This window comes from Roseateles sp. 22389 (assembly GCF_052044995.1).
In the GTDB taxonomy this organism is placed as follows: Bacteria; Pseudomonadota; Gammaproteobacteria; order Burkholderiales; family Burkholderiaceae_C; genus Roseateles.
Genome location: NZ_JBQEOF010000008.1, coordinates 229,816 through 245,170 on the forward strand (window position 1 = coordinate 229,816; position 15,355 = coordinate 245,170).

8 protein-coding genes are annotated in these 15,355 nt (G+C 72.5%); 2 read left to right on the plus strand and 6 right to left on the minus strand.

Annotation, left to right across the window (positions count from 1 at the left end):
• Window positions 1-125 precede the first annotated feature (125 nt).
• Entirely contained in the window at window positions 126-1,073 is a 948-nt protein-coding gene (locus ACTJKJ_RS13745; RefSeq protein WP_440820798.1) for an alpha/beta hydrolase, read from the plus strand.
• 31 nt (window positions 1,074-1,104) lie between these two features.
• On the opposite strand, the gene ACTJKJ_RS13750 is transcribed toward ACTJKJ_RS13745, so the two are convergent.
• A complete protein-coding gene (locus ACTJKJ_RS13750) occupies window positions 1,105-1,470 on the minus strand; it encodes a hypothetical protein (protein WP_404932597.1) in 366 nt (121 codons plus the stop codon).
• A gap of 804 nt (window positions 1,471-2,274) precedes the next feature.
• Between ACTJKJ_RS13750 and ACTJKJ_RS13755 the strand changes: the two genes are divergently transcribed.
• Window positions 2,275-5,277 carry a diguanylate cyclase gene (locus ACTJKJ_RS13755; protein ID WP_440820799.1) on the plus strand — a complete coding sequence of 1,001 codons (3,003 nt, stop codon included), beginning with the start codon at window positions 2,275-2,277 and terminating at the stop codon, window positions 5,275-5,277.
• A 21-nt stretch (window positions 5,278-5,298) separates the two neighbouring features.
• Here the strand turns inward: ACTJKJ_RS13755 and ACTJKJ_RS13760 are convergent, their stop codons facing one another.
• The 5 genes from ACTJKJ_RS13760 to ACTJKJ_RS13780 all read right to left on the minus strand — a co-directional run bounded on the left by ACTJKJ_RS13760 (window position 5,299) and on the right by ACTJKJ_RS13780 (window position 15,314).
• On the minus strand, window positions 5,299-7,113 hold the full coding sequence (locus ACTJKJ_RS13760) for a response regulator (RefSeq protein ID WP_440820800.1): 1,815 nt from the start codon (window positions 7,111-7,113) through the stop codon (window positions 5,299-5,301).
• Complete coding sequence (locus ACTJKJ_RS13765; RefSeq protein WP_440820801.1) at window positions 7,106-10,237, minus strand: two-component regulator propeller domain-containing protein; 3,132 nt, start codon at window positions 10,235-10,237, stop codon at window positions 7,106-7,108. The genes ACTJKJ_RS13760 and ACTJKJ_RS13765 overlap by 8 nt, the downstream gene beginning before the upstream one ends.
• Before the next feature lie 112 nt (window positions 10,238-10,349).
• Entirely contained in the window at window positions 10,350-11,516 is a 1,167-nt protein-coding gene (locus ACTJKJ_RS13770) for an SLC13 family permease (RefSeq protein ID WP_297382316.1), read from the minus strand.
• 111 nt (window positions 11,517-11,627) lie between these two features.
• A complete protein-coding gene (locus ACTJKJ_RS13775; RefSeq protein WP_440820802.1) occupies window positions 11,628-13,598 on the minus strand; it encodes a LamG-like jellyroll fold domain-containing protein in 1,971 nt (656 codons plus the stop codon).
• A 507-nt stretch (window positions 13,599-14,105) separates the two neighbouring features.
• Window positions 14,106-15,314, minus strand: coding sequence for a glycoside hydrolase family 27 protein (locus ACTJKJ_RS13780; RefSeq protein ID WP_440820803.1), 1,209 nt, complete (start codon window positions 15,312-15,314; stop codon window positions 14,106-14,108).
• Between the last annotated feature and the right edge of the window lie 41 nt (window positions 15,315-15,355).

Here is a 15,355-nt window from a genome sequence, read left to right on the forward strand (position 1 = left end):
CGATCCGCCTTCCCTGCGGCGGGCGGGGCCAGGTAGGGCGGGCGGGGCGAGGATTCCGTGTTTATGCCGGTAAGACCGAATGAAGATGTTGCGATACTGGTCAGTCCACATCCGGGATGCAGCCCATGACCTTCCGCTCCTTCGATCCCCTGCCTGGCGCGCTGTCGGGCGCGCTGCTGAGCGCGCTCCTGCTGGGCCTCGCGCCCACCGCGCAAGCGCAGGACGCCGGCCCGGTGACACCGGACGCGGCCCGCGCCAATTTTGCCCGGCCGATCGTGCTGGCGGCCGACGATGTCCGCTCGACGCCGCCACCGCCGCGGGGCTTCGACGAAGCGCGGCCCGGCGTCGCCCCGGGCCGGGTGGAGACGTTCAGCTACGAGTCGGGCGTCACCGGCGGGCGGCGCCAGGCGCTGGTCTATCTGCCGGCCGGCTACACGCGCGAGCGCCGCTATCCGGTGCTCTGCCTGCTGCACGGCATCGGCGGCAACCAGCACGAATGGACCGGCTACGTGCGGGCCAACGCCGTCCTGGACAACCTCATCGCCGACGGCAAGGCCGTCCCGATGATCGTGGTGATGCCCAATGGCCGGGCTCTGCCGGACGACAGCGTGCCGCCGCCGGATCGCGTCTTCACCGAGGCCAACGCGGCCGGCTTCGCGAAGTTCGAGCGCGACCTGCTGGACTTCCTCATTCCCGCGGTCGAGGCCGCCTACCCGGTCCGGGCGGACGCGCGGCATCGCGCGCTCGCGGGGCTGTCGATGGGCGGCGGACAGGCGCTCAACATCGGCCTGGGCCATCCGGAGACCTTCGCCTGGATCGGTGGTTTTTCCTCCGCGCCCAACACGCGGGCCACGGCGGAGCTGATCCTCGATGCCGGCGCGCTGCGCCGCGACCTGGCGCTGCTGTACCTGTCCTGCGGCAACCGGGATGGCTTGATCAGCGTCTCGCAGCGGGTGCACCGGGACCTGCTCCGGCAAGGCGTGCCCCACCAGTGGAACGTCGACGCCAGCGGGCACGACCGCGAGAGCTGGAGCGACAACCTGTACCAGTTCTCGCAGCGGCTCTTCCGATGAACCGCCGTGCCGCCCGGTGGCGCCGGGTCGCTCAGACCTTGAGGCCGCGCTCGATCTCGGTCAGCTTGTAGCGCGCCAGGGCCAGGTTGCCCTTGGCCCGGTCCAGCACCAGGTAGAGGAACAGGCCGGCGTTGTTGGGCACCAGCCGGATCAGGTGGTACTGGTCCGCGAGCGTGATCAGGATGTCCTCGATGCCGCCCTTGCGCAGGCCCAGCGCTTCCATGGTCTGCAGCTTGGCGCGCACCACCTGCGTGTTGCCGGCCGCGGCCAGTTCGAGGTTGAGGCCAGAGCCCGCCTGGGCCAGGCACATGCCGCTGCGGTAGTCCACCAGGGCGGCCGACATCGCGCCGTCGATCGTCATCGCAGCCGACATCGACTGCTGCAGGTTGTTGCTCATGGGTACTTTCGTGAGGTCAGGGGGAGGGAAGGCGGCCGGGCCCTGCGGGGTCGGCCAACGGTCGAGTTCGTCGATGAGGACGAACCACAGGGTTTCCGCGCTGCTGTCGGGCAGGCGGTAGAGACGCCGGGCGTCGTCGCTTCGCGGCACCATCGACCGCAGCGCCGATTCCTCGACGAGGGCGTTGGGCGCCAGCAGCGCATGGATGCGGGGCACGCCGGCATCGACGGCGCGCTGGAAGACCTCGGTGGCGGCCCGGACCGAGCCGGGCCCCACCAGCAGGAAGAGAGCGTCCGGCCCGGCGCCGGGCGAGAGGTCGTCCAGGTGCCGGGGCGGCTTGACCCACTCGAGGGCCGGCCCCGCCGGCGAGGCGCCGGGGCGGACGATCCGGCGCCCGTCGGTGGCCGGCGAGGTGCCGGCGCATTGCGCCAGGGCCTGGTCGCCCAGGCGCGCCGTCAGGTCAACGACGCGGATCGCGGGTCGGGTCATCGCTCGTTCCTGTCGTCGAATCCGGAGGGTGAAGGTGCGTGGCCATGTCCGTGGGCCTCGGACGTCGATCAGGTCGCGCGACGAGGAAAAAGATGCGTTGGGCGGATTGTCCCGAGCCATCCCCGGCATGCCTTCACTGACCCGTCACTGCCGTCCCACCGGGGGCTGCCGGCGTGCAGGACGCGTGTCCGGCCCGTGCGCGGAGCGCGCTTCGAGGCATTTCTTCACTCGCCCGCGCGGCTCGGTGATGTCGCCGGCGTGCGCTCGGACGTCGGCTCGGTAAGCTCGCCAGCGAAGACGACAGCCGGAGACGACATGAGGAACGCATGGAGCCGCGCGATGGTGCGCGGCGCATGGCTGCTGGCGTCGATCCTCGGATCGTCGGCCGGCTTCTGCGAGCAGATGAACCTGCGCGAGTTCGGCCAGCCGGACGGCCTGGGCAACCTGGCGCTCAATGCGCTGCAACAGGATGCGCAGGGTTTCCTGTGGGCCGGCACCGAGAACGGCCTGTATCGCCACGACGGGCAGCGCATCGAGCGCGTCGCCACGCAGGAGCTCCGGCGGGTGGCCGCGCTGGCCAGCGGCGGCGGACACCTGTGGATCCTCTCCGACACCGGCACCTGGTGGTGGCACGACGGCCGGCTGGAGCGCGTGCTCCCCCGGACGGTGAAGCTGCCGCAGGACGTGCCGATGGCGATCGCCGCGCGCGGCGACGAGGCCTGGTTCATCACCGTGGGCGGGCTGCAGCACGTGGTCGTCGACCGGCAGACCGACAGCTGGTCGTCGAGCCCGGTGATGACGCCCGAGCAACTGGCGCGTCATCCCGAGATGGGCCGCCTGGCCAGCGTCATGCTGGCGCGCGACGGCGCGCTGTGGGCGGGTTGCGGCGACGCCATCTGCCGCTGGCATCGCGGCGAGCTCCAGCGATGGGATGCGCGCAGCGGGGTTCCGCGCCAGCAGTGGCATGCGCTGCTCGAGGCCAGCGACGGCAGCGTCTGGGCGCGCTCCACGCAGGCGACGCTGCAGCTGCCCGCGGGCGCCGAGGCCTTCGTCGACCGCACCGCGCCCAGCGACCGCGGCGACCCGATGCATCGCTATCCGCTGGTCGAGGATGCCGCGCACCGCATCCTGACCGCGTCGCAGCTGGGCGTCCTGCGCTGGCAGGGCCAGCAGTGGCAGTCCTTCGGCAAGCGGCAAGGCTTGCCCGGCGACGGTCGCGTCCACGCGCTGCTGAGCGACCGCGAAGGCGGGCTCTGGCTCGGGCTGCGCGGCACGGGGCTGCTGCAATGGCGCGGCTACGGCCGCTGGGAGAGCTGGACCGATGCGGACGGCCTGCCCAGCAGCGTGGTCTGGACGATGCAGCGCGACGGGGAGGGGCGTGGCGCGCTGCATGTCGGCACGGGACGGGGCCTGGCGGCGTTCGACGCGGCGCAGGGCGTGTTCCGCCAGGTGCCGCTGCCGCACGCCGGCGACCTCTACGGGCTGATCCCCGATGGCCAGGGCGGCCTGTGGGCGGCCACCGATATTGCGACCTTCCACCACGTCCGCGACGGACGGGGGCTGCCGGGCCCGCTCGCGACGCCCGGCGGGACCGAGGACGGCTTCCTCTGGGCGCTGGCCTCGAAGGACGGTGCGCTCTGGGTCATCACCGCCGGCAAGCTGCATCGCTGGCCCGAGGCGGGCCGAGGCCCGGTGCAGGCGGTGCCCGGCCCCCCAGGCAACGCGCAGGAGCATTTCTACGACGCCTGCGAAACGCCCGACGGCACGCTGTGGCTCGCCGGGGCGCGTGGCCTGGCCCGACGCCGGGCAGGCCAATGGCTCCCGTCCCTCGCGATCGAGGACGGGGCGACCTACATCGCCTGCGGGGAGGACGGCGCCGTCGTCGCGGCCAGCGAGGCCGGCCAGGCCTGGCGGGTGCGGACGCCGGGGGCGGCGAAGCCGTCGCTGGAAAGCCTGGACGCCCCCGTCCTCAAGGGCCGGATGATCGTGTCCCTGCTGATCGACAGCCGGGGCTGGCTCTGGCTCGGCACCGACGCCGGGCTGGTGGTGCACGACGGGACGCACTGGAAGCTGCTGGACCGTTCGCAGGGGCTGGCCTGGAACGACACCTCGGGCCACGCGCTGTACGAGGACGGCGACCGGTCGATGTGGATCGGCACCAGCCGCGGCTTGTCGCGCCTGATCGATCCTTCCCAGGTCTTCGCGACGTCCTTGCCGCGCCCGGTGCTGATGTCGGCGACGCGCGGCGCCGGCCAGGTGCCGATGTATGACGGCGAGACGCTGGCCTGGTCGCGGGACCGGATCCACCTGCGGGTGGCGCCCCTGCAGTTCAGCGACCCCCGGGTGCGCGTCGAGTACCGCCAGGTCGGACGCGACGAGGACTGGACTGCGACCGCGACGCCCGACATCGACCTGGCGGGCCTGGAGCCGGGCGCGATACAGGTCGAGGTGCGGCTCGCGGATCCGGAGACCGGCCGGTATTCCGCGACCACGAGCTTCGGCTTCACGCTGCAGCCGCCCTGGTGGCGACGGGCCTGGGCGACGGCGCTGGGGCTGGTCGCGCTGCTGGGGCTGTCGCAGGGCTGGCACCTGTGGCGGCGCCGTCAATGGCGGAGCCAGCAGGCCCGGCTCGAACAGCTGGTGGGCGAGCGCACGCGCGAGCTGGAGGCCTCCCGCGCGCAGCTCGAGGAACTGGCCAGCCGCGATGCGCTGACCGGGCTCTGGAACCGGCGCGCCTTGACGGAGATCCTCCAGCGCGAGTTCGTGCGGGCCCGCCGCGAGCGCACGCCGCTGACGCTCGCGATCGTCGACATCGACCACTTCAAGCGGGTCAACGACACCCACGGCCATCCGGCCGGGGATGCGGTGCTGAAGGACTTCGCCGGCCGCCTCGCCGCGACGGTGCGGCCCTATGACGCGGTGGGACGGCTGGGCGGCGAGGAGTTCTGCCTCGTGCTGCCGGGGCTGGACCTGTCGCAGCCGGAGGATCGCCAGCGCCTGCGCCGCATGCAGGTCGACGTCAGCCGCGCGCCCACCGTCATCGGCGTGGTGACCAGCTCGTTCGGCGCGGCCATGCTGGGCGTCGACATCGGCGACGGCGAGCAGCTGCTGGAAGCCGCGGATCGCGCGCTCTATCGGGCCAAGCGCGGCGGACGCAACCAGGTGGCGTTCCACGAGGCGTCGCCGGCCCAGCCGGTGGAACCGGTGGGAGCGGCGACAGCGGCGCCGCCAGAAGTCGCCGTGGTCGCGGCGGAGCCGGTCGCGCAGGCCTTCGCGGGCGAGGACGACGCCGCCATCACGGCCGGCGGCCGTCGGTGATCCGTCACCCCGGGGCGGGCCTCAGCGCGACGCGGCCGGCGGCTCGAGCCATTGCAGGCCGAGCTGCTCGCCGATGTGCGTCTGGAGCGTCCCCAGCGAAACCGGCTTGGTCAGGAACACGTTGACGCCGGCCCGCAGGCAGGCGGCACGGTGCTCGGCCGTGGCCGTGGCCGAGATCGCGATCACCGGCACCGTGGCCGTGTCGGGATGGCGGCGCAACTGGCGCGTGGCCTCCACGCCGTCGGTCGTCGGCATCATGCTGTCCATCAGGATCAGGTCCGGACGGAAGCGGCCCACCGCTGCGGCCAGCTCGGCGCCGTCGCAGGCCTGGGCCACCTGGAACCCGGCGTCCGACAGGAAGTCGCACAGCAGCGCGCGGTTGGCCGCGACGTCGTCGACCACCAGCACGCGCCGGGGCGCGCCGAGGTAACGCGGCACGCCGGGCGCGATCTTCGGCGTGGCGTCGGCCTCGGCCTCGGTGGGCGAGAGCGGCAGCTCCAGCTGGAACCGGGTGCCGACGCCGAACTCGCTGCTCACCCGCACCTGCCCGCCCATGTCGGTCACCAGGGCCCGGGTGATCGCCAGGCCCAGCCCGGTGCCGCCGGCGCGGCGCTGCGCGGCGCCGACCTGCACGAAGGGCTCGAAGATGCGGTCCAGGTCCTCGGGGCGCATGCCGATGCCGGTGTCCTCGATGTCCAGGCGCAGCCGCACCTGGTCCGCCGCCAGCGGCTCGGCGCCCGCGCGCAGCGTGATCGTGCCGGCGTCGGTGAACTTGATGGCGTTGCCCAGGAGGTTCAGCAGCACCTGGCGCAGCCGGCGTCCGTCGGTCAGCACTGTCGCCGGCAGGGCGCTCGCGGTGTCGAACACGAAGGCCAGCTGCTTCTCCTCCGCCTTGATGCGCATCAGGTTGACGACCGATCGCAGCAGCTCGGGCAGGTTGACCGGCGCCAGGTCCAGTTCGGTGCGGCCGGCCTCGATGCGGGCGAGGTCCAGGATGTCGTTGATCAGCGCCAGCAGGTGCAGTCCGCTCTGCTGGATCGTCTCCAGGCCGCGCGCCTGCCGGGCGCTCAGGCCGCCTTCCATGCTCAGCAGCTGGGCGTAGCCCAGGACGCCGTTCAGCGGCGTGCGCAGCTCGTGGCTCATGCCGGCGAGGAACTCGCTCTTGGCGCGGTTGGCTGCCTCGGCCGCATGCCGGGCAGCCCGTTCGGTCTCGAGCATGCCCTGGTGCAGGTCGGTCGCGGCGGCGCGCGTGCGCTCCTGCTCGTCGAGCTTGGACAGCAGGCCCCGCACCTGGCTTTCGACCACCGTCGGGCCCAGGCCCAGCACCTTGGAGATCTCCTCGTAGGCATTGCCCTGGGCGATGAAGCGCAGCAGGCCGATCTCCGCCGGCGTGAGCGCATCCACGGGGATCTGCGCGGCCAGCTCGAAGGAGGTCTCGGAGGGCAGGGCCATGCGCCCGGCATGCACGGCGCGGATCGCGTCCAGCAGCTCCTTGTGCAGCGCGTTCTTCAGCAGGTAGCCCAGGGCGCCGGTCTGCAGGGCCTGCTGCGCCTGCGCGTCGTCGACATAGGTGGTGAGGACGATGATGCGGGCGTCCGGGAACTCGGCGCGGATCGCCGCGATCGCGTCCAGCCCGCCCATGCCGGGCATCTGCAGGTCCATCAGCGTGACGTCCGGACGATGGGCGCGGAAGCGCTCGATCGCCTCGCGGCCGTTGGACGCCTCGCCCACCAGCACCATGTCCGGCTCCACCGACAGCAGCGTGGCGATGCCCTGCCGGACGATGGGGTGGTCGTCGACGCAGAGCACCTGGATGCGGCTCGATTCTTCAGTCATGCGGGATCTCCCAGGGCGGGCGTTTCTTGAAAGGGAACCACGACCGGGCTGACGCGACGGGACTATAAGCCCGCGCCGCCGGCACGCTGAACTCCACTTCGGTGCCGGCCCCGACGCCGCTGCGGACGGTGAGCCGGCCGCCCAGCAGCTCGGCGCGCTCGCGCATGCCGCTCAGGCCGAAGTGCCCTTCCTTGCGGCCCGCCTGCAGGACCGTCGGGGCGATGCCCCTGCCGTCGTCGCGCACCCGCACCCGCAGCTGCCGCGGGTCATGGCGGATCTCCACCTCGACCTGCGTCGCCTCGGCATGGTGGAAGGCGTTGCGCATCGCCTCGCCCGCGATCAGGAAGGCCTCGTCGCGCACCACCGGGCTCAGCGGCCGCGGCGGGCCCTGGACCTCCACCTGCGTCGCGGGCGCCGGGCCGTGTTCCCGGGCCAGCGCCTGCGCGGTGGCGCGCAGGGCCTGCACGAGGTCGTTCGCCGGGGCCGCCGCGGTCCGCAGGCCCTGCACCGCGTCGCGGCCTTCGGTGATGGCCTCGGCGACCTGGTCGATCGCGACGGTGAGGACCTGCCTCGATTCGCGCGGCCGGTCGGGCAGGAGGTTGCAGGCGGCCTGGAACTGCAGCAGCAGCCCGTTGAAGCGCTGCAGCAGGGTGTCGTGCAGGTCGCGGGCGATGCGGGTGCGTTCGGCCACGCGCGCTTCCACCGTCGCCTCGAGCTGCAGGCGCAGCCGGCGCATCCGCATCCGCATCCGGACCTGGAAGATGCTCACCACCAGCAGCACCAGCAGGAGGCCCGCCAGCACGCGGAACCAGGTGGTCTGGTGGAAGGCCGGCTCGATCGAGAACGCCAGCTGCGCGCCGTCCTCGTTCCAGATGCCGCTGTTGTTGGCCGCCTTCACCTGGAAGCGGTAGGCGCCGGGCGGCAGGTTGGTGTAGCTGGCCTGGCGCCGGTCGACGACCTCCTGCCAGTCGGTGTCGTGGCCGTCCAGCCGGTAGCGGAAGCGCGTGTTCTTCGGGTCGACCAGGCTCAGCGCGGTGAACTGGATCGTCATGTCGCGCACCTGCGGCGGCAGGCGCAGGCCCGGGGCGACGGCGTAGGCGGTGTGGTCCGCCACCAGCGACTCGATGTGGACCGGCGGCGGCAGCGGATTGAAGGGCAGCCGGGCCGGGTCGAGCACCTGGGCATCGGCGCCCGAGACCATCCACAGCCGGCCGTCGCCGGCCTTGGCCACCGGGGGATTGAAGTAGGCCGGCGTCAGGGCCAGCAGCGGCACACCGTCCGCGGCGCCCCAGGTCTTGGGCGCGACGCGGTGCGCGGGATCGGCTTCCCACGCGGCCAGGTCCTCGCCCAGGATGCGGATCAGCCCGCAGGCCGTGTACAGCCACAGCGCCCCGTCGTCATCGACGATCGACCAGTGAATCGTGTTGCAGGGCAGGCCCTGGCCGACGCCCAGCGTGTTGACGCGGCCGTCCTTGATGCGGCTGAGGCCGCCGTCCTCGGTGGCCGCCCAGACCGTGCCGTCGGCCGCCAGGCGCAGGCCCGCCACATGGCCGGCGCCCAGGCCTTCGGCGGCGGTGTAGGTGGCCAGGACCTTGCCGTCCCTGACGCGCATCACCCCGCCGTCCTGCCAGAAGGACAGCCACAGGCCGCCCCGGTCGGCGACGATGACCTTGGCCTGCTGCCGGCGGCCGAAGGCGGACCAGGGCAGGCTCTCGACGAAGCGCCCTTGATGCAGCCGGATCAGCCCTTCGTTGCCCGAGAGCCAGAGGTTGCCGGCGTCGTCCCCGGTGATCGAGTAGATCTCCCGGCCGGGCACGCCGTCGACGCGGACGAACCGTTCGGCCGGCTGGCCGGGCGCCGCACGCGCCCCCCGCGGCGGTGCCAGGGACGCCAGGCCGGCGGCGGTGCTGGCCCAGAGCCGCCCGTCGTGGTCCTCGTACAGCGAGTGCACCCGGGCGTCCGGCAGCCCCTGCGCCTCCTTGTAGACGGCGATGGCGCCGTCTTTCCACCGGGCCAGGCCGTCGTCGGTGGCGACCCAGACGCTGCCGTCCCGGCTCGCCAGCACCGAGCGCGTCGCCTCGTTGGGCAGGCCCTGCGCCTTGGACAGCGTGGTGACGGGCAGCTTGCGGAAGCGGTCCACGCCCTTGTCGCTGCCGTACCAGATGTTGCCTTCGCGGTCCTCGAACAGGCTGCAGGCGATGTTGCCGGACAGGCCGTCTGACCGGGTGAAGGCGGAGGCCTGTTCCTCGCGCACGTGCAGCAGCCCCTGGCCATCGGTGCCGATCCACAGGCCGCCGTCGCGGGCCCGCAGCAGCTTGTTGGCCAGGATCTGGCGATCGGGCAGCAGTTCCCCGGGCCGGGTGGCGCTGCGCAGCGGATAGGGGGCAAGCCGGTCGCCGGCGGGGCGCTTGAGCCCCGCGCCGCGGACGCCGACCAGCAACTGGCCGTCGGCGGTCTCGGTCAGGTCGCCCAGGCGCTGGCCGGACGCGTCGATGCGCTGGGGCGTGCCGGGCCGCCAGCGCCACAGGCCCGAGTCCGCGCTGGCCCACAGGTCGCCCGAGCGATCCTGCGCCAGGCTCCACACGAAGGTGCCGAAGCCGCCCTGCGCGTCGTCGCAGCGGGCCTGTCCGCTGCGCACGGCGCAGAGCCTTCCGGGGGGACCGAGCAGGCCGGCCCAGACGGTGCCCTCGCTGTCTTCCAGCAGGGAGGTGACGAGCCCGCCGTCGGTCTCCGGATAGCGGGTCAGGCGGCTGCCGTTCCAGCTGACCAGGCCGTTGAAGGTGCCGATCCAGAGCGTGCCGTCGCGCGAGACCAGCAGGGCGTAGGGATTGCTCGGCAGCGAGGAGCCTTTCGGCGGCTGCCAGGGCACGAAGCGCAGCCCGTCGAAGCGGAAGAGCCCGTAGGAGCCGCCCACCCACAGGTAGCCGTCATGGGTCTGCGCGAAGGCGAAGACCAGCCCGAGCTGCGCGCCATCCCGCGCGGTCCACGAGGTGTGGGCGTACTGGGAGATCTGCGGCGCGGCGTCGGCCGCCCGGGCGGCGGAGGGGGCGCCCAGCAGCCAGGCCCAGGCCAGGAGCAGGCAGAGGATCAGCGGCGGGAAACGGTGGCCTTGCAGGCGACTCACAAAGGGTCCTTCGCTGCCTGTCGCGTCGGCGGCGTGGCCTGACTATCGCATCGGCGCGGGCCTGCGTCCCCACCATGAATGGGCGGAGGGCGTCGGGGAAACGCCAATCCGGTCACAGCGCCAGCCAGGCCACCAGCGGCGCGCACACGGCCAGGAAGGGCAGGCTGATGCGGTGGAACTCCTTGAGCGCGCCCGGCGCGCGGGCCAGGCGCAGCGCGATCAGGTTGGCCATCGAGCCCGCCACGAAGCCGAAGCCGCCGACGTTCACCGCGATCGCGAGCACGGCGACGTTGGGGACCGCGTCGGCCAGCACCAGCGTGGCCGGCACGTTGCTGATGACCTGGGAGGCGCCGATGGCGGCGAGGTAGGCCGCCAGCGGCTGGTCCAGCGGCAGCCCGCGCAGCAGCGCCGCCACCTGCGGCAGGGCCGCCAGCTGGTGCAGCACCACGAACATCAGCGCGAAGGTCGCGAGCAGCGCCCAGTCCAGCTTCATCAGCACCGGGCGGTGCCACAGCGCGTAGATCGCCAGGACCACCGCGAGCGCCGGCGCCCACTGGTGCAGCTCCAGCGCCAGCACGAAACCCACGAACAGCGCGCCGGAGAGCGCGAGCAGCCCGGGCCGGGTCGGCGTGCGGCGCGTGTCCGCGGCCAGCTTGATCGGCGCGCGCGGCATGGTGATCAGGATCGTGGCCACCAGCAGCAGGAGCATGACGCCGACGGTGGGCGCCATCATCGCGATGAAGCCGCCGAAGGACTCGCCGGACTTGTGCCAGAGGTAGAGGTTTTGCGGATTGCCGATCGGCGTCAGCGAGGAGCCGGCATTGACCGCCAGCGCCTCCAGCGCGACCAGCCGCGCCAGCGGCAGGTGCGCCTGGGCGGCCAGCTCGCGGGTCAGCGGCACCAGCAGGAAGAGGCTGACGTCGTTGGTGACCAGCGCGGCCAGCCCGGCGGCGACCGCGCACAGCAGCAGGGCGAGCTGGCGGGCGCTGCCGGTGCGGGCCAGCAGCGCCCGCGCGGCCGACTGGAGCACGCCGCTGCGTTCCACGCCCTGGGTGATGGCCAGCAGGCCGGTCAGGGCGCCCATCGTCTGCCAGTCGATCAGGCCCAGCCAGGCCTGGGGCGACATCGGCCGCAGCACCGCGAAGACCACCGCTGCGAACAGCAGGAACCACAGCAGCTTGTTGCCGCCGGGGCCGAGGTCGTGGTCGCCGGGGGCGGAGGCAGGCGCCAGGGAGGGCGCCGGGGAGGAAGAGGGCGGCGGAGGCGTGGAGATCGTCATGAAGCGCGGGACGGGCGAGGGGGGCTGAGCCGAAAGCCGCCGATTGTCCTGCACGAACGAGGCGGCGATCGTCCCCGCGTCCCGTCCGTGCCTCCTTCCGCGCCTCGTCGCTCAGCGGGCCAGCTCGGCGATGGCGGACGGCGCCAGCGCGCCGCTGTAGATCCGCAGGTCCTGCATCCGTCCCTTGAAGAACGGATCGCCGCCGTACTGCGAGCGCCCCAGCCAGGTCTGCGTCGTCTGCCCGAACTGGTTCGGCGCCATCCAGATGCCGTCGTGGCTGCCGGCCGGCACACCGTCGACGTAGAGCGTGCCGACCTTGCCGGCCAGCGTGACGGCCACATGCACCCAGCGGCCGGTGGGCAACACGGGCGCGGCCAGCGGCTGCTCGGTCCAGAACTGGTTGCACGAGGCCAGCAGCCGCATCTGGTTCGGCGTGCCGCCGTCGCGCGGCGTCAGGGCGAGGTAGGCCACGTCGTTGGAGCCGAAGTCGAAGATGCGCGTGTTGATCGCGCTGGTCTCCCAGTACACCCACACCGCGAGCGTGAAGTCGCCGAGCGTCGACACGGCGCCATCGGGCAGGCGCAGGTGGCCGCTGCGGCCATCGAGCTGCAGGCAGGGCGTGCCATTGCGGCCGCCGCTGCCCCAGCTCGCGCCGTTCACCAACTGGCCGTGCAGGCCGCGACCGCCGGCGTCAGTGGCGCTGCCGTCCAGCGGCAGGTGCAGCCAGAGCTCGCCGGGGACGGCGACGCGCGCGGTGTCCACGCCCGTGCGCTCGCCCGAGGGCGTGACCGCGCTGATCCGGTAGTGCCAGACGCCCTGGCCCGGCGAGTCGGTAAAGGTGCGGGGATCGGTGACCCGCGCCACCGTCGCGAACGGTCCGCCCGGGGCGCTCGCGCGCTGCACCAGGTACTGCGTCGCGTCGGCGCTGCCCCACCAGGACAGCTGCACCTTGCCGTCGCTCAGCAGCGCGCTCAGGCCGGAGGGTCGCGCCGGCGGCGACGGGTCGCGCACGAAGAACAGCGAGCCGAAGCCCACCGAGTCGCCACCGTCGCCGCGCTCCGGGCGCACCAGCCCCACCATGGTCTGGGTCCAGGGCGCCGACAGGCCCTTGCGGCCGACGTAATGGTTGAGGATCAGCTCCCAGCACGGCCGGCGGCTGCCGCTGCCCGCCGTCGCGGTGCCCGGGCCCTGCACGCCGTTGTAGGGCGCGAAGGGCATCACGTAGGGCGTGCCGCTCGCATCGCTGAGATTGGTCCTGGCGACGTACTCGGCGCCGGCGAGCAGCCGGTTGTTCCACAGGCCGTAGAGGTCCTCGCCCTGGTTCCAGGCCATCTCGCACAGCATGCCGGCCAGCGCGATGCCCAGCGTCGAGTGACCCTGGTCGCGGTGGCTTTCCTGCCATTGCCCCAGGTAGCCGGGATGCAGGTAATAGACGCTGTGGTCGTGGGAGCCGTTGCCGCGGCCGTGCTTGTAGTAGTTGACGGCCTCGGCGGTGATGTCGGGCCGGTCGCAGAACACGCCGATCGCATACATGCCGCAGAGATTGGCCAGGTCCCAGTTGGCCCAGTAATGCGTGACCTTGCGGATCTCGCTCCCGTTGTGGTTGGTCAGGAACTCGTGGCAGCGCGAGTAGAAGACCTTCAGCAGCATGTCCTGGAAGCGGGCCACGTCCTCGCGGGCCCAGCCCTCGTAGGTGCGCATCAGCTCCGCCGCGTTGGCCCACTGGTTGCCGTACAGCCCCGAGGACAGGTAGAGGTTGGAGTTGCCGCCCAGCTGCTTCAGCGTCGAGGACCAGGCGTTGAGGAACTTCACCGCGTCCTTGGCATAGGCCTCGTCGCCGGTCATCTTCCAGCGCAGCGCGAGGTGATAGACCCGCGCCAGGTCCACGAGCATCACACCGAAGTTCTCGTCGCCGGCGACGCCGCGCTTGACGACTTCCAGCGGGAACGGCGTCGCGCCCAGGTTGGCGCGGCGCGCGGCCAGCAGCAGGTTCCAGCTGCCGATCCAGGGCTGCAGGCCGGCGGCCACCTTGTCGCGCATGCGCAGCAGGTCGGACTGGGTGTGAAGCAGTCCGGGATGCACGAGCGCTGGCGTGGGCGCCGGCGATGGGGCAGGCGCGGGAGCGGGCTCGGGGGCCGGCGCGGGTGTCGGGGAGGGAACCGGTGCCGGCGCCGGCGCCGGGGCCGGCGATGGCGATGGCGATGGCGAAGCGGTCGGCGACGGTGCTGGCGTGGGCGCCGGCGGAGGCGGCAACGGTGCGGGCGCTGGTGGCGCGGGCTCGGGCATGGGCGTCGGAGACGCGCCCGGCGCCGGCGCGGGCAGCGGCGGCGAGGGGGGATCGGGCTCCGGCGGAGGCGGGACGTCGAACTCCGGCGCGCCCTCCGCGCCCGCGGTGCCGCCGAGCAGCGGCGTGCCCGCTTCACTGGTGGGACCGCCGCCGCATCCCGGCATCAGCGGCAGCACGGGCAGCAGGCCCGCGCCAAAGGTCAGCAGGCGACGCCGTGCATCGGGAACCTCTGCGGATCCGGCGGGCAAGGCCGCGCCCCTCGTCTTCAAACCATCATTCATGTACTGCTCCACCCTGCCGGATCAACGCATGGGCGTGAGCCGCACCATGATCACGCCGTGCGAGGCGACGGTGCCGCCGTAGCCGCCCGCCACGCCCTTGGCGACCCGCTTGCTCCACAGGTCCTTCACGTCGACCTTCTGGTCGGCCGGGAGCTTGAGCTGGGCCCAGTCCACGCGCATCGCGGCCGGGGCCTGCCCACGGTTGAACAGCACCACCGCCAGGTCGCCGCCCTGGAGCGGGCGCGACCAGATCTCGAGCTCGCCCTGCTTCCAGATGCGCTGTCCCTGCCGGCCCAGCGGGTCCTGGTCGACGGCGATGACGTCGGCATTGGTGAGGATGCGCAGCGTGTCCGCGTCCATCTTCGACAGGTCGTTGCCGGCGATCAGCGGCGCGGCCAGCATGGCCCAGAGCGAGAAGTGGGACTCGTACTCGGTGGTCGTCATCCCGCCGTTGCCGACCTCCAGCATGTCGGGGTCGTTCCAGGCATTGGGGCCGGCATGGGCGGCGCGCTCGACCTGCATGTCCAGGATGTCGGTCATGCCGTGCGACCAGTCCTTCTTGCCGGACCACGCATCGAAGATGTCGCCGGTGGTGCGCCACAGGTGGCCGACGGTGGGACCCCAGCGCTCGGGATGGTCGGTGCCCCATTCGCAGATCGACAGCACGATGTCGCGGCCCGATTCGCGCAGCGCCTTGGCCATGATGGTGTAGGCCGCCTCGGCGTTGCGGGGGCCGGTGTGGCACCAGTCGTACTTGAGGTAGTCGACGCCCCAGCGGGCGTACTGGCGCGCGTCCTGGAACTCATGGCCCGCGCTGCCGGGCCGGCCGCCGCAGGTCAGCGAGCCGGCGTCGGAATAGAGCCCGAACTTGAGGCCCCTGGCATGGACGTAGTCGGCCAACGCCTTGATGCCCGACGGGAAGCGCTCGGGGTCGGCCTGGATGTTGCCGTCGGCGTCGCGGCTCTTCTGCCAGCAGTCGTCGATGACGATGTACTGGTAGCCGGCGGCCTTCATGCCGGAGGCGGCCATCGCATCGGCCTGCTGCCGGATCAGCTGCTCGCTGACGTTGCAGGCGAACTTGTTCCAGGAGTTCCAGCCCATCGGCGGCGTCGGCGCGAGATTGGGCTTGGGCGCGTCGAGCTTGAGGGTCTCGTGGGCCTGAGCGGGCAGCGCGGCCGTGGCGATCACGGCGACGAGCGCCAGCGCGGCGCGTCGCAGGAAGGGAGGCATGACAAGGTCCTTTCAGTAAACGGATCGCGCGGGCACGGCCC

Excerpts from the sequence above, each read along its gene's own strand:
- ACTJKJ_RS13760 (WP_440820800.1), bottom strand. The coding sequence starts at position 7,113 with ATGACTGAAGAATCGAGCCGCATCCAGGTGCTCTGCGTCGACGACCAC.
- ACTJKJ_RS13750 (WP_404932597.1), bottom strand. The coding sequence starts at position 1,470 with ATGAGCAACAACCTGCAGCAGTCGATGTCGGCTGCGATGACGATCGAC.
- ACTJKJ_RS13755 (WP_440820799.1), top strand. The coding sequence starts at position 2,275 with ATGAGGAACGCATGGAGCCGCGCGATGGTGCGCGGCGCATGGCTGCTG.
- ACTJKJ_RS13780 (WP_440820803.1), bottom strand. The coding sequence starts at position 15,314 with ATGCCTCCCTTCCTGCGACGCGCCGCGCTGGCGCTCGTCGCCGTGATC.
- ACTJKJ_RS13745 (WP_440820798.1), top strand. The coding sequence starts at position 126 with ATGACCTTCCGCTCCTTCGATCCCCTGCCTGGCGCGCTGTCGGGCGCG.
- ACTJKJ_RS13770 (WP_297382316.1), bottom strand. The coding sequence starts at position 11,516 with ATGACGATCTCCACGCCTCCGCCGCCCTCTTCCTCCCCGGCGCCCTCC.